This is a genomic window from Paenarthrobacter sp. YIM B13468 (assembly GCF_042788025.1).
Lineage (GTDB): Bacteria > Actinomycetota > Actinomycetes > Actinomycetales > Micrococcaceae > Arthrobacter > Arthrobacter aromaticivorans.
Map to the genome: position 1 here is coordinate 251,066 of NZ_JBHZPI010000001.1, position 18,816 is coordinate 269,881.

Here is an 18,816-nt window from a genome sequence, read left to right on the forward strand (position 1 = left end):
GCAGTGACGATGGAAGTTGTCATTCTCCCTGGCACCAAACAGATTGGCGCACTGGCGGCAGATGCCATCGAAGCCCTTGTGCGCCGCAAGCCGAACGCGGTCCTGGGCTTGGCCACGGGCTCGTCTCCGCTGCCGATCTACGACGAATTGGCCCGGCGCTACGAAGCCGGGAGCGTGGACTTCAGCGAGGCACATGGATTTGCCTTGGATGAATATGTCGGTCTTGAGGCCGGTCATCCGGAGTCCTACCGCGAGGTGATCCGGCGCGAGTTTACCAACCGGGTGAATATCAAGCCTGAGAACGTGCACGGCCCGGACGGTGCCGCCGAGGATCTGGAAGCAGCCTGCCAGGCCTACGAGGATGCAATTAAGGATGCCGGCGGCGTGGACCTCCAGATTCTGGGCGTGGGCACGGACGGCCACATTGGATTCAATGAACCCGGCTCATCGCTGGCGTCCCGCACCCGGATCAAAACCCTGATCGAGCAGACACGCAAGGACAACGCCCGCTTTTTCAACAGCATCGACGACGTCCCGCACCATGTAGTCACCCAGGGGTTGGGCACCATCATGGATGCCCGCCACGTCATCCTGGTGGCTACAGGTGCACAAAAAGCCCAGGCAGTGCGTGATTTCGTCGAGGGCCCGGTAGCCGCGATTTGCGCTGCATCCGTCCTCCAGATGCATCCTCACGCCACAATATTGGTGGACGAAGCCGCAGCGTCGTCGCTGAAATTGGCCGATTACTATCGCCACACCTATGACAACAAGCCGGAGTGGCAGGGTCTGTAGACGGTAGGATGGATGCCATGACTACGCTTCCTCCGGATCCATTCGAAAACGACCCCATGCGCGAGCTTTCCGGAGCCGGAACGTCCACATCCACCATTGAGCGCGAGGAAACGCGCCAGGAAGTGGAGCCCGGCGACCGCGAGCGGTTCGCCCACTATGTCCGCAAGGAAAAGATCATGGAGTCGGCCATGACCGGCGAGCCCGTCATTGCCCTCTGCGGAAAAGTCTGGACGCCGGGGCGCGATCCCCAGAAGTTCCCGGTCTGCCCGGAGTGCAAGGAGATCTATGAGGGCCTCCGTCCCGGCAATGACGGTGGAGACAGCGGCCCGGGCAACTCCAAGTAGTGGGTAGGGAAAGAACACAGGCCCCTTCCCGTAGTGACCGCAATGCGGTCCGTTGCCGCGTGCCCGGAGAACCGGGGCTAATTTTCGCTGCCATCAGGCCGGGGGAGTCCGCATGACAGAAACACTATTTGGTGGTCCATCCCTGCCTCCCGCGTACCCTGAACGCGCCGCATGGGGCACAGCCCCGAAGCTGCGCGCCTGGCAGCAGGAAGCCCTGGATCTCTACATGGCCAGGCATCCAAAGGATTTCCTGGCCGTGGCTACGCCTGGCGCCGGTAAAACTACCTTTGCCTTGCGGATTGCCACCACGCTGCTGGACAGCGGCGTTGTTAACAGGATTACTATCGTGGCGCCCACGGATCACCTGAAGCGGCAGTGGGCCGACGCCGCTGCCCGGGTGGGCGTTGCCATTGACCCCAACTTCAAGAATTCCGATGGCCAGCATGGCCGTGGATTCGTTGGTGTCGCTGTGACATATGCCCAGGTGGCGAGCAAGCCGATGCTGCACCGAGCCAAAACAGAAGCCGCCCGGACGCTGGTCATCCTGGACGAAATCCACCACGGTGGAGAGGCCCTGTCTTGGGGAGATGGCTTGCGCGAGGCCTTTGATCCAGCGGCAAGGCGCCTTTCCCTCACCGGTACGCCGTTCCGTTCCGATACTTCCCCCATCCCGTTCGTGGAGTACGCCGAGGACCGCGACGGTATCCGACGCTCCAAGGCGGATTACACATATGGCTACGGCAATGCCCTCCGGGACCACGTGGTGCGTCCCGTGCTTTTCATGGCCTACTCGGGCCAGATGCGCTGGAGGACCAGTGCAGGTGACGAAATGGCGGCCTCCCTCGGGGAAGCGGCTGTCACCAAGGACATCACGTCACAGGCGTGGCGTACGGCGTTGAACCCGACCGGCGAATGGATCCCGGCTGTCCTTGCCGCCGCGGATAAACGCCTTAGCGAAGTTCGCCGGACGGTCCCGGACGCCGGTGGACTGGTTATCGCCACGGACCACGACGACGCCCGCGCCTACGCAGGGCAGCTTAAGAAGATCACCGGGCAATCGCCCACGGTAATTCTTTCTGACGACTCGAAGGCTTCCAGCAAGATCGAGGAATTCTCCGCGGGAGATAAGCGGTGGATGGTCGCCGTCCGAATGGTGTCCGAAGGCGTGGACGTTCCTCGCCTCTCGGTGGGCGTCTACGCTACGTCCACCTCTACGCCGCTGTTCTTTGCCCAGGCCGTTGGACGTTTTGTGCGTGCCCGCAAAAGGGGCGAGACGGCGTCGGTCTTCCTGCCGTCAGTGCCACCCCTGATGGTTCTGGCCAACACCATGGAAGCCGAACGCGACCACGCCCTTGACCGCCCGGAAAAGGATGAGGACGGACTTTTCAGCCCTGAAGAGAACCTCATGGCCGAGGCCAACCGCGAGGACAAGGCTTCGGACGAGCTCACCAAGGGCAAGTTCGAAGCTCTCGATTCGCAGGCTTCTTTTGACCGCGTCCTTTTCGACGGCGGTGAATTCGGTACAGGGGCGGACATCGGCTCTGATGAGGAGTTGGACTTCCTCGGCATTCCCGGGCTTCTCGACGCCGAGCAGGTAGGGACGTTGCTGCGTCAGCGGCAGCACGAACAGCAATCCCGCAAAAAGCGCCAGTCGCCTTTGGCTGCCGCAGCTTCTCCGGCTGTACCCGATCACCGCATGCTCATGGACTTGCGCAACGAACTGGCCAAGAACGTAGCCGCCTGGTCCGCCCGGACAGGTACACCGCACGGAGTGATCCACACCAAACTGCGTGAACTATGCGGTGGACCTGCCGTAGCCCAGGCGAACGAGGAACAACTTCAGGCGCGGTTGCGTAAGTTGCAGGATTGGTTCATCGGCCGAAAGTAGCCAGCGTCAGGCGCGTTCCACCTCGACGCCGGCGTCTTCCATTTCGGCGAAGGTTTCGGTGAGGTCCTCGGCGATTCCCGCCGTGAGTTCCGCGATGACCGTAGTGGCGTATCCGGCCTGCACTGCGTCAAGGGCCGTTGCCTTGACGCAGAAGTCCGTGGCGATGCCTACGACCACAACCTCTTCGACGTCGTGGCTTTGCAGCCAGTCATCGAGCCCGATGGCATCTTCTTCCACGGCCTCGGACACGGCCGCACCGGCCTTGAGATCCCCGGAAGGGACGTCGTCTTCCGGGGCAAGGACGCCCTCAAAGCCGGAGTAGGCCGCCGTGTACTGTCCTTTACGGAAGTAGGCCTGGATGTATTCCGGGTCCAGGTCTTCGTGGAGTTCAGCTCCTTTGGTCCGGGCCCGGCAGTGCGGCGGCCAGGAATCCACCATGTCCGGATCATCGGAGAAATGGCTTCCCGGTTCGATGTGCCAATCCTGGGTGGCCACGATGTGGTCGAAATGCTGTTGGTTTGCATCCACGTACTCGGTGATGGCGCCGGCAACTGCAGCGCCTCCTTCGACGGCGAGGCTACCGCCTTCGCAGAAGTCATTCTGGACATCGACGATGATCAGGGCCCTGGACATCAGTTCTCCTCGTAGATGGTGGGGATGGCGGCCTCGCCGCGCTGCAGGCGGTTCACTACGGCAGGCAATTCGGCCATGCTGGCGGCGTGCCGTTCTTTGGCGCGGATCACGCCTTCGGGGCCCGTCCAGCCGGGCAGGAGTTCACCATTCTTGATGAACTGGTGCAACAACGAACGGTCGTTTCCGTCGTCCTCCGGCCGGCGGCCTATTCCAACGATCTCCTGGGTGGCCCTTCCGTGTTCGTTGAGCTTGCGCAGGGCGTACTTGCGTCCACCCACGCTGGCCTTGTTCTTTGCCGCTTTCGCAACGGAGATGAACTCGCCGGCGTCGTTTGTCCTGCTCACCAGCTTGTACACCATGCTGGCGGTGGGAGCGCCGGAGCCCGTCACCAAGGACGTACCAACCCCGTAGGAGTCCACCGGGGCGGACTGGAGGGCGGCTATGGCGTATTCGTCGAGGTCCGAGGTAACTACTATCCGGGTGTTCACGTTTCCAAGGTCATCCAAGAGTTGCCGGACCCACTGCGCCTGGGCAATCAGGTCGCCCGAGTCCAAGCGGACGGCGCCCAGTTTGTCCCCTGCGAGTTCGACGGCGGTGCGCACGGCCGTCTCGACGTCGTACGTGTCCACGAGCAGGGAGGTTCCCGGGCCGAATGCGGCGATTTGCGCTTCGAAGGCCTCGCGTTCGGTGTCGTGGAGGAGCGTGAAGGAGTGGGCCGCAGTGCCAACGGTTTTGATGCCGTAGCGTCGTCCGGCCTCAAGGTTGGAGGTGCTGGCGAAGCCGGCGATCACTGCGGCGCGGGCAGCCGCCGTCGCGGATTCTTCCTGGGTGCGCCGGGAACCCATTTCGATGCATGGCCGGCTACCGGCCGCCGACGTCATCCTTGATGCAGCGGAGGCGATAGCGCTGTCGTGGTTCAGGACGGAGAGGATGTAGGTCTCCAGGATGCAGGCTTCGGCAAAAGTGGATTCAACGATGAGGATGGGGGAGTTGGGGAAGTACGCATCGCCTTCCGCGTAGCCCCAGATGTCTCCGTTGAATTTGTAGTTCGCGAGGTAGTCCAGGGTCTCCTGGTTGACCACCTTGTTCTGCTCAAGGAATGCGAGTTCGGCTTCGCCGAAGCTGAAGTCTGCGATCCCTTCCAGGAGGCGTCCGGTTCCGCCTACCACGCCGTAACGGCGGCCATCAGGCAGGCGCCGGGCGAACGCTTCAAACACTGAACGGCGATGGGCAGCCCCGGAGTGCAGGGCGGCCTGAAGCATCGTCAACTCGTAGTGGTCGGTGTACAAGGAAGTGGCGGGATGGTCCCAAGACGTGGCTCTACTCACGAATTCACTCTAGTGCGAGCCGCCATAGAATGGACAGATGACCCCTAGCGTTGCATTTGGCACGGACATTGATGAGCGGACGGAAGCTGTAGAGCAGACGTCCACCGATGTCCTGACAGCCCCGGACATCCCCTGGAACCTGGTGATCTGGAATGATCCCGTCAACCTCATGAGTTACGTCAGCTATGTGTTCCAGAGTTACTTCGGCTACTCCGAGTCCAAAGCGCACAAGCTCATGATGGAGGTCCACAGGAAGGGCCGCTCCATCGTTGCGCACGGCAGCAAGGAGCAGGTTGAGCAGCACGCGGTAGCCATGCACGGCTTCGGTCTATGGGCCACCGTCGAAAAAGCTGCAAGCGGAAACGAAGCACCCGGGAAGGGCGGCCGCCAGCGTGGCTAAGGCATTCAAGTACGGACTCAAGGGAATCACCGGCTACCTCGAGCCTGCCGAACGGGATCTTTTACGGGGGCTGCTGGACGACGTCATCTCGATGTTGGAGTCCGACGCCAGGGAGAACGAGGACCCGCTGGCCGCCTTGATCGGCTTGGACATGGACGTGAAGCAACCGAGCGATCGCGCCTTGCTGCGGCTCTTGCCCAACGTCATGAAGGACGACGACGGCGGCTCACTTGAGTTCCGGCAATTGACCGAACGCTCGGTGCGGGAAAACAAGATTGGCGCGTTGAAGGCCACAGCGATGGGCCTGGACAAGGACGATCTTGTACTGACCCCGGAGGACGCAATCCGCTGGTCCATGGCCTTGAACGATGTTCGCCTGGTTTTGGCGGAACGCCTGGACATCCGTGACGAGGCGGACGCCGAGCACATCCACAGCATGCAGGACTGGAGCCAGGCGGAGGACGTGGAGAGTTACCTGGCATTGGTCTACAACTTCACCACCTGGCTCCAGGAGTCGCTGGTGCAATCGATGATGGCGGCCAGGCAGGCAAAATCCTGATCAGGAGGGCCACCGCCGGGCACGCCTATGTGACACATCAGACACGAGGCGGAGGCCACAGGTAATGGCCGCAACACAGGGGAAGCCTTATTCTCGAATAATCATGACTTCAGCATCTGGCAGTTCAACGGGCGGCAGTTCAAGGGGCGACAGTTCAACAGGCGCCGGATCACCAAGCGCCGCAGGGGTCCCGGTTGTTGCCTCGCCCGGTGACCTGGGGGTCCCCAATGAGCTCATGGGATCCCGCCCGATTGGTGTCTTTGATTCCGGCGTGGGTGGATTGACGGTAGCCCGCTCCATCATCGATCAGCTCCCCAACGAATCCATCCTGTACGTGGGGGATACCGCCAATGGGCCCTATGGGCCGCTGCCCATCGCCGAAGTCCGGGCCAACGCCCTGGGTGTGATGGACGAGCTCGTGGATTCGGGTGTGAAGCTGCTGACCATTGCCTGCAACTCTGCTTCGGCTGCAGTTCTCCGGGATGCGCGTGAACGCTATACAGCGCGGTATGGGATCCCCGTTATTGAGGTCATCCAACCCGCTGTGCGTAGAGCGGTGGCGGCCACCCGTTCCGGCAGGATCGGCGTTATAGGGACCTCCGCCACGGTTGGCTCGCGCGCCTATGAGGACACGTTCGCGGCAGCCCCTGATCTTGCCATTACCTCTGTGGCTTGTCCGGCCTTCGTGAGCTTCGTCGAAGCGGGCATCACGACCGGACCGGACCTCCTGGCAGCGGCGAATGAGTATCTGGAGCCGCTGAGACACGCTGGTGTGGACACCGTGGTGCTCGGATGCACGCACTACCCGCTCTTGACGGGGGTGATCTCTTTTGTCATGGGCGAGGACGTGACCCTGGTGTCCAGTGCGGAGGAAACTGCCAAGGACGTCTACCGTGCCTTGGCCACCCACGGTATCCAGCGAACCGATTCAAGTGCCCCCAACCATGAGTTCATCGCGACGGGCGATGCCGTCCAATTTGAAGCGTTGGCCCGCCGTTTCCTGGGCCCCGAGGTCTTGTCCGTCAAACACGTTGATCACGTGGCTGCGCAATACCCCACCGGAAGCCTGGCGCGCATCACCCCGGAAATGCTGGAAGCAGCCAGGAGCGGCGGCGGACTGTCGCGCCGCTCCTACTTCGTGCAGCCGGACAACGGAGTCACCCCTGATTCCAGTGCGATCCCAGGACGTGGCCTGTGAAACTGACCATCGTGGGCTGTACTGGTTCGTTTCCGGGTCCCGGCTCGCCGGCGTCGTGCTATCTGGTGACTGCGCATGACGGTGAGCGGGAATGGAAGATCGTGATGGACCTTGGGAGCGGAGCGTTGGGTGCCATCCAGCGTTACACGGATCTTGAGGACATCGACGCCATATTTCTCACGCACCTGCACCCGGACCATTGCATGGACTTGTGTGGCCTCCACGTAGCGGTCCGCTGGAAGCCCGGCGGTTGGGGGCGGGACCGGATTCCCGTGTGGGGGCCGGCAGCAACTGCGGACAGGATGGCAACAGCCTACGGGCTGGACCTGGATCCAGGCATGCATGAGGAGTTCGACTTCACTCATTGGGCCGAACAGAAGCCCGTTACAGTCGGCCCCTTCACGGTGACGCCCTACGGCGTCAACCATCCCGTGGAAGAGGCATATGCATTGCGTGTGACCGCAACGGAACCAGGCAAAGACGGAACCACCGTAACCCGGGTACTGACGTATTCGGGGGACACCGATTCGTGCCAGGGGCTGGAGGATGCAGCCAGTGGCGCTGACTTGTTCCTTTGCGAGGCTGCATTCGAGGAAGGCCGCGATGACGGCATCAAGGACGTGCACCTGACGGGTAAGCGCGCTGGGGAAGCCGCCATGAACGCCGGAGCCAAGCGCCTGCTTCTGACCCACATTCCGGTGTGGACTTCGCAGACCAAGGTCATGTCCGAGGCCAAGCCGGTGTTTCCCGGGGACGTCGCTGTTGCCGTTGCCGGGGTCCATTACACGATCTAGCCCCCTCCAGAGGTGGCATGTACGCCTCACCCAATGGACGGCGTCGGGCGTTGTCCCATCGTCGCTAAGCTTGAACCATGACTTCTGAAGCTACAGCCACACCCGTTATCCGCGCCGACGGCCGGACCCCCGATCAACTGCGTCCCATCAGCATTACCCGCGGCTGGTCCAAGCAGGCCGAGGGCTCGGCGCTCATCGAGTTCGGAAACACCCGGGTACTGTGCACGGCTTCCCTGACCGAAGGCGTTCCACGCTGGCTCAAGGGCGAGGGCCGTGGCTGGGTTACCGCCGAATACGCCATGCTGCCCCGGGCAACGAACACCCGATCCGATCGTGAGTCAGTGAAGGGCAAGATCGGCGGACGCACGCACGAGATCTCCCGACTCATTGGCCGTTCGCTGCGCTCCATCATCGATACCAAAGCGCTGGGCGAGAACACGATCGTCCTTGACTGCGATGTCCTGCAGGCCGACGGCGGTACCCGCACCGCGGCCATCACCGGCGCCTATGTGGCGCTTGCCGAAGCGATTCGGTTTGCCCGTGAAAACAAGCTCATCGCCCGTAATGCTGAGCCGCTGGTGGACACGATTGCTGCCGTTTCGGTGGGCATCATCGATGGCGTGCCGATGCTGGACCTGCCGTACGTCGAAGATGTCCGGGCCGAAACAGACATGAACGTGGTGGTCACTGGATCCGGCAAGTTCGTAGAGGTCCAGGGCACCGCTGAGGGCGCTCCGTTCGACCGCGATGAACTCAACGCCCTGTTGGACCTCGCCCTGATCGGCACGGGCCAGCTTGCGGCTATCCAGCGCGAGACGCTGGCGGAAGCTCCGTGAGCGGTGACGGTTCCTCCGGTGCTCCGCGGCTCGTCCTGGCAACGCACAACCAGGGAAAGTTGAAGGAACTCCGTGAGCTGCTTCGTGGGCAGGTTCCAGGGCTCGACGTCGATACCCAAGTGGTGGATGCAGCTGCCGTTGGTGCACCGGACGTTGCGGAAACCGGGGTCACTTTTGCTGAGAACTCACTCCTGAAAGCGCGTGCCGTGGCTGAGGCAACGGGTTTGGTGGCCATCGCCGACGACTCAGGACTTTCCGTTGATGTCCTGGGCGGTGCGCCGGGCATCTTCTCAGCCCGGTGGTCGGGAAAGCACGGGGACGACGCAGCGAACCTGCGGTTGCTGCTCGCTCAACTCTCCGATGTGCCGGACGCCTTCCGCGGGGCAGCTTTTGTCTGCGCGGCCGCCTTGGCAGTGCCCGGAGCAGATGGAATTACGCACGAAACGGTTGAGTACGGGCAGCTTGAAGGTACGCTGCTGCGCGAGCCGCGGGGTGAGGGTGGATTCGGGTATGACCCTGTGCTCCAGCCCGTGGGTATGGACCGGAGTTGCGCGGAGCTGACATCCGAGGAAAAGAACGCCATCAGCCATCGCGGCCAGGCGTTCCGGGCTTTGCTCCCGGCGATCGTTGCTGCACTCTCGGGTGTTCATTCCAGCTAACAATTCCAACCAACACTGGAAACCGGCTTTTGGAAGCCCGGCTTGAGACATACAGGAGAAGGCACCCCGCCTTTGCGGGGTGCCTTCTCCTGTATGGCATTTGAGTGCGGTGAGGCCTACTTCTCGCGGTGCTTTCCGCTTTCGTGCTCCTCGATGAATTCCTCCACGGGATTGCTGCCTTCCGCGGCAGCCTTACGCTTGGCCACGACGCCGCGGGTTACCTCGATGATGATGGGGATGACCGAGATCAGGACAATGACGATGAAGATGATGTCCAGGTTGCTGCTGACCCACGGAATGCGGTCACCCAAGAGGTATCCCAGCAAGGTGACGCCGCCGCCCCAGAGTGTGGCGCCGATGACGTTGAAGAGGAAGAACTTGCGTTTGTCCATCTGCGCCACGCCGACGATCACCGGAACGAACGTACGGATAATGGGGACAAACCGGGCCAAAATCAGGGCCTTGCCACCATGCTTCTCAAAGAAAGCGTGGGCGCTTTCGACGTTTTCTTTCTTGAACAGCCTGGAGTCGGGGCGGTTGAAGATTGCGGGACCGGCCTTTGAACCAATGAGGTAGCCGGTCTGGTTGCCAATGATCGCAGAAACGATGATGAGGGCGGCCAAGCCCCAGACATTGAACTTGATGGTGTCTGTGGCCACAAGAAGGCCAGCGGTGAACAGCATGGAATCACCGGGCAGGAAGAAGCCCACCAGCAGGCCGGTTTCGGCAAAGACAATGCCGCAAACCAGCAGCACGACCCACGGCGCCAAGGCTGGATCAGCCAGGAAGACCTGGGGGTTCAGCCAGTCCGGCAGGAACGAGGCCATGGGTGGACGCGCCGGTCCCGCGCCCCCGAAAGTGGATACGGCTAAGTCGCTCATCGCAGTAAAGATCACCTATCAAGCCTACTGGACCGCCGTCGTCGGGCGGTGACGCAACCCTCGCCACAAAGCTGCCCGGAAACGCCGCCCCGCCGCGGAAATCGGCAAGAGCCCACCCTTTCCGCCTGTAACCTTGTCCAGTGGCATTGGACTTTACGGCGATCGACTTTGAAACAGCCAACGGCTTCAGGGGGTCGCCGTGTTCGGTCGGCCTTAGCAAAGTCCGCGGCGGTGTGGTGGTGGAAGAAGCCTCCTGGCTCATGCGCCCGCCGGAGAACCATGACCACTTCGAGTTTCACAACACCCGCATCCACGGCATCCGTGCCGAAGACGTTGCCGGCCGTCCCAGATTCGGAGACCTCTTCCCTGAAATTGGCGCCTTCATCGGCAACGACGTACTTGCAGCACACAACGCAGCCTTTGATCTGGGCGTTATCCGATCCGGTTTGGAAGTCTCCGGGCTTGCAGGCCCAGCCTACGAGTACGTTTGCACGGTGATGCTGTCCCGCCGCTGCTACTCATTGGTGTCCAACTCCCTGCCGTATGCAGCGGAGGAAGCGGGAGTACCCCTGGTCAACCACCACGATGCCGCCGAGGACGCACGCGCCTGTGCAGGAATCCTGGTGGACATCGCCCGTCGGAACAACGCCAACAGCATCGCGGAACTCTATCTTTCGCTGGGCCTCACCTTGCCCAGGCAACCTGCCTTCGATCCCATGAATGGCCTCTCCAAGCCCACCCTTGCCGCTCTCGCAGGGGCGGGGTCCAGAGGTAAGAAGGCAGGAAGCCTTGCGGAGCAAACCCTGGAAGGCGCCCTGAACGGTACGGGTCGTCCATTCTCGGCGTGGCCCGAGGAAGGCCCCAATCCGTTGCCGAATCCCACAGCCGAACCGGGGCACCCACTGTTCGGCCAGACGGTGGTCTTCACGGGCGATCTCATCATGACGCGTCCGGAGGCAAAGTCCCGTGCTGCAGAGATGGGTGCACGACCAGAAAGCAGGGTGACCGCACGCACCACCGTCCTTGTGGTGGGCGACGGGTTCGTGGCCGGAGACCTGCGCGCTGGACGGCTTACAGGAAAGGCGAAGCGGGTTTTGGAACTCCATGCGAAAGGACAGCAGATCGAGGTTGTCTCGGAAGGGGAATTCCTGCAAATGGTGGGCGGAAACTAACACGCGCGTCCGGAGGGCAGCTGATCACCCTGTAGTGACAGCGAGCAACCGGTCCGCCATGCCACGAATGACCTCCGTGCCTTCCAGTGCCCCGAGCCACTCGGCAGGAAGTGCTGGTTCGCCATAGTAGGCGCCCAGGATGTTTCCCGCGATGGAACCGGTGGAATCGCTGTCGCCGCTGTGGTTGATGGCAACCGCGATAGCTTTGCGGAAGTGTTCCGTCGGCTCACTGCATTGCGTGGCCAGGACGGCATAGAGCCCGACGGCGAGTGCTTCCTCAGCGACCCAGCCCTCACCCAGTGCGGTTACCAGCGTTTCAGGACTGAGGGGAGCGGGCTCCGACGACAACCTCAACGCTGCTTCCAAACGGTCACCTAATTCGGGAGCCTTGGTCGGGAGGCCGTTAACGTAATCCAGGGCATCAATAGCTGCGGTGCGGACGTCACTGCCGGCCACAATATTCTGGATCATCAAGCTGAAGGCAGCAGCGCTCAGCCGCGCTGACGGGTGTCCGTGAGTCAAGGACGCGGCATCCGAACTGAGTTTGTACACGGCTTCACGCGAGATATGGGGCACGAGTCCAAAGGGTGCTGAACGCATGACCGTGCCGCAACCCTTGGAATCTGGATTGACTGGCCTGGCCACAGTGCCCATGTCTCCTGAAGCCAATCCGCTGAGGCATGTGTTCCCCGGGGCCCGACGACGCCGGAGTACTTCCTGGCCGTCTATCCACCGCGGTTGCGGAACCGGGGCAGAAGGGGAAACCGCAACATCTTGGGTTGCCAGCCAGCGAAGGTAGGCCAGCCAAAGGCAGGCGATCTCATCTGCTGCCACCCCATCATTGGCCCATTCGAGGGCGTCCACCAGGCCATCCACTGTGTACAGCGTCATTTGCGTGTCGTCCGAAAACTGGCCGACATCGTCGAGCTGGTCAAAGGAGGCGAGCCCGGCGGAACCGTAACGGGCACGAATGGCATCAAGGCGGTCGAATTCCACTGCGTAGCCAAGGGCATCACCCAATGCCCCTCCCAGGAGTGTCCCGTGGACGCGGGATTCAAACGACGGGACGGCGAGGGAGGACGCTTCAAGACTCATGCCATCAACTTACCGTGCCGCGGAACACCGCTGATATGGTTGGGAGGCTGCCCAGCACTAGGAAAATTTGGAGAGACGACGTGCGTGAACCGGCTTGGCGACGTACAGGCAAGACACCTGACTACAGGTTCTCCCTGGCGAACGAACGCACCTTCCTTGCCTGGATCCGTACCTCGCTGGCATTGCTGGCTGGGTCGATTGCCATTGATCAGCTGGCTCCGAACATTGCCCCCCAGCCAGTCAGGATCGTCCTCTGTGTGCTTCTGTCCCTCATCGGCGCCGGCCTGGCCGCACTGTCATATCGCAGGTGGGGGCAAATGGAAGCTGCCATGCGCAACGATGAAGCCTTGCCGTTCTCCTGGGTCATGCTGCTCATGACGATCGTGGTGGCAGTGGCAGCATTCGCTTTCGCCGTACTGATTTTGGTGGCGCGATGACCCGGTTTGCGTGATGACGAGGCTTGCGAGTTGAGCATGGACCTCCGTGATCCCGGTCTGCAGCCGGAACGAACCACACTGGCCTGGCGCCGCACCCTCATTTCGCTTGTGGTGGTGGATCTGTTCATCTGGCGCAGTTGGCTTACCTCAGAGCCCTCGACGGGCCGTCTCATTCCGGGCCTTCCCGGGCTGGATTACCAAGGTATCTGCGCTCTCATGGCTGCTGCCGCCACCATTGTCCTGGCTTGTGTGGTGTGGGTCCGCTCACGGCAGCTTCATGCTGGAAACGAAGCAGCTTCGGCACGACTCATCTTTGTCAGCACCCTTGCCGTGATAGGGCTGGGCGGAACCGCGATCGCGGCCATCGCCTTGGGCGGCTAAGCTCGGATCGGGAGTCAGCAGGGACTCAGCAACTGTTCAGACTCAACTGGCAGGATGCTCAAGGGCTTTCGCTCGCCCAGCGCGCAACGAAGCCTGTCAGCTGGTCCAACACCACCAATCGTAAGGAATCATTCGACATGACCTCTCCTGTGCAAGCCACGACCGACCACGAACCGGTGCTGTTCGCGCGGCTGTCAGCTGAAGCCGTCGGTTCGATGTTTGTTGTCCTCGTGGCCGTGGGTGTGTCGATCTTCTCGAACCCTTCATCAGCGCCCCTACCCGCCGCCCTTGCGACCGGCCTGACGGTGACAGTGGCCATGCTGGCCTTCGGCCATGTTTCCGGCGGTCACTTCAACCCGATAATCACTCTGGGCAACCTGATTGCCGGCCGTATCCGTGCGCTGGCAGCCGTGGCGTACCTTGCGGCCCAAATCATCGGTAGCGTCATCGGCGCAGCTCTCGCCTTCGTTGTGGTTCTGACAGTTCCGGTCCTGACGGATGCGCGGGCGGCCTTTGGCTCTGTGGCGGCCGGTTATGGAGAGCATGCTGCAGCCCAAACCCAGATGGCAGGGGTCTTGATCGTTGAAGTTGTTGGCTCCGCTTTGCTGGTTGCAGTGTTCCTTGGAGCGACTGCCGGACGCCGCGCCTTTCCTGCCGTGGCTCCCTTTGCTGTAGGCCTTTGCGTCGCCGTGTTGCTGCAGTTTGGCCAGGTTTTGGGCAACCTTCCCTTCAATCCGGCACGCGCAACTGCCCTGGCTTTCTTCAGCCCCTCGTGGGCGGTGGAAGGACTGTGGCTCTTCTGGGTGGCGCCGCTGATGGGGGCTGCACTGGCCGGACTGGCTTTCCGCGGCTTTGCCTACGCCTCCGCGGCCACCAGCCTTGGAGATGACTCGGCGTCAGCGACGGCCGGAACCATTGAAGGCGAGCACCTGGATGCCGATGACACTGACGATTTCCAGGCACAGGCACAGGCACAGGCACAGGCAGAGGCAGAGGCAGAGGCAGTGGCTGTGGAGACCGGGACTGTTCGGAAAGAAGCTGCCGCAGATGACGCGCGCAACTTCTTTGACGGAAAGAAGGGCTAGCAGCAGGACAGGATCGACGCCGGACGGCCTGTCTGCGCTTTTTTGTCGGTGCCCACAGTTAGCTTGAAAATATGCGGTTACTCCATACCTCCGATTGGCATCTCGGCCGGTCATTCCACGGCGTTGGCATGCTTGAAGCCCAGCGCGGTTTCGTGGACCAGCTCGTGTCCTTCGTGGAAGCGAAGTCTGTAGACGTCGTCCTCATTGCGGGTGACGTCTATGATCGCGCCCTGCCTGGACTCGACGTCGTCAAACTTCTCGACGACGCCTTGGTGCGTATTACCCAAGCCGGGGCCACCGTAGTGCTCACCAGCGGCAACCACGATTCGGCCATTCGGCTCGGATTCGCGTCCCGCTTGCTCGAACGCGGCGGTGTTCACCTCAGGACAAGGGTGGAGGACCTGGACGTTCCCGTGCTTGTTCCCTTCGGAAAAGATGGGGAGAGCAGCGCCACACTTGCGATCTATGGGATTCCCTATTTGGAACCGCGGCTTGTCGCGGACCGGCTGGAAGTGGAGACCGCGAGTCATTTCGAGGTCACCCGTGAAGCAATCGAGCGGATTCGGCGCGACCTCCAGGACCGCCGCAAATCAGGCGCAGTGCATCCAGTGGTCCTTGCACACACTTTTGCCAGTGGGGGTATCACTTCTGACAGTGAACGGGACTTGAGCATCGGAGGGTTGGGTGCGGTGCCCTTGGATCTCTTCGAGGATTTTGCGTACACGGCACTCGGTCACTTGCACGGCCGGCAGGAACTGGCCCCGAATGTCCGCTACTCCGGCTCCCCGCTGGCTTATTCGTTCTCCGAAGCCAAACATTGCAAGGGCGCGTGGTTGATTGACATCGATGCCGATGGAAGCGCAGGTGTCCAGGAAGTTCTTTGGGAAGCTGCCAAGAGCCTGGCCGTGTTGCGAGGCAAGCTGAACGATCTCCTTGAATCAGGCGAGCACTCCTGGGCTGAAGCTGCCTATTGCCAAATCACCCTCACGGATGCCGAACGGCCCGCCCAGGCTATGGAGCACCTCCGAACCCGCTTTCCTGACACCTTGGTCCTGTCCTTCGACCCCGAGGGTGCTGGGCCCAAAGACAAGGTCAGTTACAGCAGCAGGCTTGCAGCCGCCCAGGACGACCTCGAAGTCTGCTGTGGATTCCTGGAACACGTTCGTGAGCGCAGTCCCGGGTCTGCGGAAGAAGCTGCCCTTCGTGCTGCCCTCGAGGCCGTGCGCCTGGAGGAGGCTGAGCTATGAGAATTCATCGACTGGAAATTGAGGCTTTCGGGCCTTTTGCCACTGCGCAGCACATTGATTTTGATCAACTCAGTGCGCAGGGTTTGTTTTTGCTTAATGGCGCCACCGGGGCAGGTAAGACCAGCATCCTCGATGCCATCTGTTTCGCCCTCTATGGCTCCGTTCCGGGTGCGCGCCAGGAAGGTAAGCGCCTTCGCAGCGATCATGCAGCGCCGGGTGCCGAACCACGTGTGGTGTGTGAATTCTCGGCCCGTGGCAGGCGTTTCGAAGTCAGGCGTTCCCCGGCTTGGGAACGCCCCAGCGCGCGTGGCCGGAACGGTTTCACCACCCAACAAGCCAAGACGCTGCTCCGCGAGTGGGTTTCCGGAGTCTGGGAGGAAAAATCTTCGCGGAATGACGAAGTCGGCGCCGAGCTCTCCGAGCTTTTGGGCATGGACCGGGACCAGTTCACGCGCGTTGTGATGCTTCCCCAAGGTGACTTTGCGGCGTTCCTGCGCTCCAAAGCCAATGATCGGCTCGAGCTCCTCCAAAAACTCTTTGGGACGCAGCGATTCGAGTCTGTGGAGAAGCAAATTGCGCGGCAGGCAGCCGAAGCTGCGCGCGCCGTCCAGGACAATGCGGCTGAACTGAAGATGTTGCTTGGCAGGGCGGCCGCAGAACGGGAGCAGCTTGGCCTTTCCGATGCGCTGGCAAATGTAGAGACAGCTGCCGAGGGGCCAGAGGCATGGCTCGCGGCCCTGGAGATGGAGCTGCTGGAAGAAGGTGGGCGACGTAAAGACGAGGCCACCGCAGCTGATGCCCAGGCCACAAGGCTTGCCGAACAACTTCAGGAGGACCAGGAGAAGGCGCAGCGGCATGCCAGGCTCGCTGCGGGGATGCAGCGGCGGGTTCTGCATGAACTGGCTGCTGCGCGGGCACTGGAAAATAAGGAAAAGCTGGGAGGACATCGCCGTGCCGCCGTCCTTGGGGGACAACTGGACGCCTTGGACGCTGCGGACCGTAAGTTCCGGTCTGCCTTGGTGGAGAGGGACAGATCCCGGGAGCAGCTTGAATCCAAGGGCATGGATGCGGCACATCCTGTGGTTGCGCTTGAGACAGTAAAGACCACCCTTGCCGTCCTCGAAGCCCGGCTTCCAGATGAGCGGCGCATGGAGGACGTTGCCACACGACTCTCAACCAAACGAACAGAACACTCCAGCCACCTGACGGCCGCCCAAGCAGCAGAAGAGTCCCTGCACCACCTTCGAGCCGAGGAATCAGCGGTAGAGGCCGGGATGGAAGCACTGGAACCCTCGGCTGCCCGCGTCGAACACCTGGAGCGCGAGGCAGCCGCCGCCGCCGAACTAGTGTCGATTGTGTCCCGTCATAAAGCTGCAGCCGCCAAGTTGAAGGACGTCACTGAGCGCCACGCCCGCGCCCGCAACAAAACGCAGGACCTCAGGCAAGCATGGCTTGACGTGAGGGAGGCACGCTTGGCCAATGCCGCCGGTGAGCTCGCGGCAGCCCTAGCGCCTGGGCAGCCTTGCGCCGTTTGTGGCAGCAACGAGCACCCGAACCCCGCCGCCGCAGCCCGCTCTGCTCTTTCCATCGCCCAGGAAGAGGAAGAGGCCAGCAAACTATTTGAAGCCAGCGAGAAGGCTCTGGGACGCAGCGCGGAAGAGGTATCAGCAGCCGCACAGTTGCTGGCGGGCCTTGCTGCCCAGGGCGGCTCCGCAGATGCAGAGGAATCGGCCGCCCGTTTGGCCGCATCCGAAGCTGCGGCGATCGAAGCCCGAAAGGCTTCTGGTGCGTTGGAGAAGCTCCGCAAAAAGCATGAGGATCTCATTAAACGCATTGCCCTCGTGCAGGAGGAGCATGCCGGGTCAACGAATGCCGCCTCGCAAGCAAGCTCTGCTGTCGAGTTGCTTCAGGAACAGTACCTTGTGATTGAACAGGAGCTAGCCGGCCTGAGGCAGGGCTTCGCCAGCCTTCATGCGCGGGCAGAAGACCTCACCTCCCAGCGTTTGCTGCTTCAGGCTGCCGTGGATGCCGCGAACGAACTCGAACGTGCCGGGGCTGCGCGCCTGGAGGCGCTCGCGGCCCTGGAAAGGGCACTGCCCGGGTCCGGATTTTCATCGGTCGAGGATGTGCGTCGCGAGCTCATGTCACCCTCGGATGTTGTGGCATTGGAGAATGCACTCGCAGATTTCGAGGCCGAAGCTGCCCGCCTGGATGAACTGTTTGCCGGCGAGGAACTGGTCATGGCAGCGAAGGAAGTCAGCATAGGCGAACTGCCTCTGTCGGAGGACGAACTCAGGGTCGCCAAGACTGAGGCTGCCCACGCCATGGAAGCTGCAAAGGCACTGGCGCTTTCGGCGGGGCTCGCAAGCAAAGCTGTGCGGTCTGTGCAGAGGATCCGCGCGGAGTATCAAAACCTTGCCGCGGCAGGAAGGGAACCGCGCGAGCATGCCAACCTGTTGGGTGGTCTGGCGGACACCCTTCGCGGCGCAGGAGACAACAGCTACCGAATGAGCCTTAACAGCTACGTGTTGGCTGCAAGGCTGGAGCAAGTGGCGATCGCGGCCTCAGAGAGACTCGTTGCCATGAGCGACGGACGCTACACCTTGCAACACTCTGACGCCCGGGCTGCACGGAACCAGAAATCCGGTCTCGGACTGGAAGTGGTGGATGAATGGACGGGCCAGCGACGTGACACATCCACGCTCTCCGGCGGAGAATCCTTCATGGCGTCCTTGTCGCTGGCCCTTGGCCTTGCGGATGTTGTACAGCAGGAGGCCGGCGTAGTGGACATTGAAACGCTGTTTGTCGATGAAGGCTTCGGAAGCCTGGACGAGCAAGCCTTGGAACAGGTTATGGACGCCTTGGAGGGTTTGCGCGACGGCGGCCGGGTCGTGGGGCTGGTGAGCCACGTGGCAGAAATGAAGCAACGCATCAGCAGCCAGTTGCACGTGGTCAAGGGCCGCCATGGTTCCACAGTGGTTGTTGCCGAAGCAATGCCTGCCTGAGCCGCATCCGATAGACTTGATCCGTTACACCGGGTCGCGCGCATCGGGAGGAGGGACGATGCGCAGACTTTAGCGAACCCGG

General features: G+C 61.9%; 19 protein-coding genes. 15 read left to right on the plus strand and 4 right to left on the minus strand.

Annotated elements, in window-relative coordinates:
- Positions 1–9 precede the first annotated feature (9 nt).
- The 3 genes from nagB to ACFX4T_RS01150 all read left to right on the plus strand — a co-directional run bounded on the left by nagB (position 10) and on the right by ACFX4T_RS01150 (position 3,024).
- Complete coding sequence (nagB, locus tag ACFX4T_RS01140; protein ID WP_216923939.1) at positions 10–792, plus strand: glucosamine-6-phosphate deaminase; 783 nt, start codon at positions 10–12, stop codon at positions 790–792.
- An 8-nt stretch (positions 793–800) separates the two neighbouring features.
- A complete protein-coding gene (locus ACFX4T_RS01145; protein WP_216923938.1) occupies positions 801–1,136 on the plus strand; it encodes a DUF3039 domain-containing protein in 336 nt (111 codons plus the stop codon).
- Positions 1,137–1,248: 112 nt separating this feature from the next.
- Entirely contained in the window at positions 1,249–3,024 is a 1,776-nt protein-coding gene (locus ACFX4T_RS01150; RefSeq protein WP_223946366.1) for a DEAD/DEAH box helicase, read from the plus strand.
- A 6-nt stretch (positions 3,025–3,030) separates the two neighbouring features.
- Here the strand turns inward: ACFX4T_RS01150 and ACFX4T_RS01155 are convergent, their stop codons facing one another.
- Together ACFX4T_RS01155 and ACFX4T_RS01160 are read right to left on the minus strand one after the other, a co-directional pair.
- On the minus strand, positions 3,031–3,657 hold the full coding sequence (locus tag ACFX4T_RS01155) for an isochorismatase family protein (protein WP_223946365.1): 627 nt from the start codon (positions 3,655–3,657) through the stop codon (positions 3,031–3,033).
- Positions 3,657–4,985: a nicotinate phosphoribosyltransferase gene (locus tag ACFX4T_RS01160; RefSeq protein ID WP_216923935.1), complete on the minus strand. Its 1,329-nt coding sequence runs from the start codon at positions 4,983–4,985 to the stop codon at positions 3,657–3,659. The genes ACFX4T_RS01155 and ACFX4T_RS01160 overlap by 1 nt, the downstream gene beginning before the upstream one ends.
- Positions 4,986–5,022: 37 nt before the next feature.
- On the opposite strand from ACFX4T_RS01160, the gene clpS reads away from it, so the two are divergent.
- The 6 genes from clpS to rdgB all read left to right on the plus strand — a co-directional run bounded on the left by clpS (position 5,023) and on the right by rdgB (position 9,431).
- Positions 5,023–5,385 (plus strand): ATP-dependent Clp protease adapter ClpS, encoded by a 363-nt coding sequence (clpS, locus tag ACFX4T_RS01165; protein WP_216923934.1) that lies wholly within the window; start codon positions 5,023–5,025, stop codon positions 5,383–5,385.
- The gene (locus ACFX4T_RS01170) at positions 5,378–5,944 is read left to right on the plus strand and encodes a DUF2017 domain-containing protein (protein WP_377650517.1); all 567 of its coding nucleotides are present in this window, start codon (positions 5,378–5,380) and stop codon (positions 5,942–5,944) included. Before clpS ends, ACFX4T_RS01170 begins: the two co-directional genes overlap by 8 nt.
- A 235-nt stretch (positions 5,945–6,179) precedes the next feature.
- Positions 6,180–7,142, plus strand: coding sequence for a glutamate racemase (gene murI, locus ACFX4T_RS01175; protein WP_377650623.1), 963 nt, complete (start codon positions 6,180–6,182; stop codon positions 7,140–7,142).
- Positions 7,139–7,936 carry an MBL fold metallo-hydrolase gene (locus ACFX4T_RS01180; protein WP_377650518.1) on the plus strand — a complete coding sequence of 266 codons (798 nt, stop codon included), beginning with the start codon at positions 7,139–7,141 and terminating at the stop codon, positions 7,934–7,936. Before murI ends, ACFX4T_RS01180 begins: the two co-directional genes overlap by 4 nt.
- A gap of 77 nt (positions 7,937–8,013) precedes the next feature.
- Entirely contained in the window at positions 8,014–8,772 is a 759-nt protein-coding gene (gene rph / locus ACFX4T_RS01185; protein WP_254186194.1) for a ribonuclease PH, read from the plus strand.
- Positions 8,769–9,431 carry an RdgB/HAM1 family non-canonical purine NTP pyrophosphatase gene (gene rdgB, locus ACFX4T_RS01190; RefSeq protein WP_216923930.1) on the plus strand — a complete coding sequence of 221 codons (663 nt, stop codon included), beginning with the start codon at positions 8,769–8,771 and terminating at the stop codon, positions 9,429–9,431. Before rph ends, rdgB begins: the two co-directional genes overlap by 4 nt.
- A 116-nt stretch (positions 9,432–9,547) precedes the next feature.
- On the opposite strand, the gene ACFX4T_RS01195 is transcribed toward rdgB, so the two are convergent.
- Positions 9,548–10,312 carry a DedA family protein gene (locus ACFX4T_RS01195; RefSeq protein WP_377650519.1) on the minus strand — a complete coding sequence of 255 codons (765 nt, stop codon included), beginning with the start codon at positions 10,310–10,312 and terminating at the stop codon, positions 9,548–9,550.
- 140 nt (positions 10,313–10,452) lie between these two features.
- Here ACFX4T_RS01195 and ACFX4T_RS01200 point away from each other — a divergent pair, with 140 nt between their 5' ends.
- Entirely contained in the window at positions 10,453–11,484 is a 1,032-nt protein-coding gene (locus ACFX4T_RS01200) for an exonuclease domain-containing protein (protein ID WP_377650520.1), read from the plus strand.
- Positions 11,485–11,508: 24 nt separating this feature from the next.
- Here ACFX4T_RS01200 and ACFX4T_RS01205 read toward each other — a convergent pair whose 3' ends face one another.
- Positions 11,509–12,579, minus strand: coding sequence for an ADP-ribosylglycohydrolase family protein (locus ACFX4T_RS01205; protein WP_216923927.1), 1,071 nt, complete (start codon positions 12,577–12,579; stop codon positions 11,509–11,511).
- An 80-nt stretch (positions 12,580–12,659) separates the two neighbouring features.
- On the opposite strand from ACFX4T_RS01205, the gene ACFX4T_RS01210 reads away from it, so the two are divergent.
- The 5 genes from ACFX4T_RS01210 (at position 12,660) to ACFX4T_RS01230 (ending at position 18,734) form a co-directional block, all read left to right on the plus strand.
- Positions 12,660–13,016, plus strand: coding sequence for a YidH family protein (locus ACFX4T_RS01210; RefSeq protein WP_308169301.1), 357 nt, complete (start codon positions 12,660–12,662; stop codon positions 13,014–13,016).
- 36 nt (positions 13,017–13,052) lie between these two features.
- The gene (locus ACFX4T_RS01215) at positions 13,053–13,397 is read left to right on the plus strand and encodes a DUF202 domain-containing protein (protein ID WP_216924157.1); all 345 of its coding nucleotides are present in this window, start codon (positions 13,053–13,055) and stop codon (positions 13,395–13,397) included.
- A 137-nt stretch (positions 13,398–13,534) separates the two neighbouring features.
- On the plus strand, positions 13,535–14,482 hold the full coding sequence (locus ACFX4T_RS01220; RefSeq protein ID WP_377650521.1) for an MIP/aquaporin family protein: 948 nt from the start codon (positions 13,535–13,537) through the stop codon (positions 14,480–14,482).
- Positions 14,483–14,553: 71 nt separating this feature from the next.
- Entirely contained in the window at positions 14,554–15,729 is a 1,176-nt protein-coding gene (locus ACFX4T_RS01225; RefSeq protein ID WP_377650522.1) for an exonuclease SbcCD subunit D, read from the plus strand.
- Positions 15,726–18,734, plus strand: a complete 3,009-nt coding sequence (locus ACFX4T_RS01230) for an AAA family ATPase (protein WP_377650523.1) — start codon at positions 15,726–15,728, stop codon at positions 18,732–18,734. The genes ACFX4T_RS01225 and ACFX4T_RS01230 overlap by 4 nt, the downstream gene beginning before the upstream one ends.
- Positions 18,735–18,816: the final 82 nt, after the last annotated feature.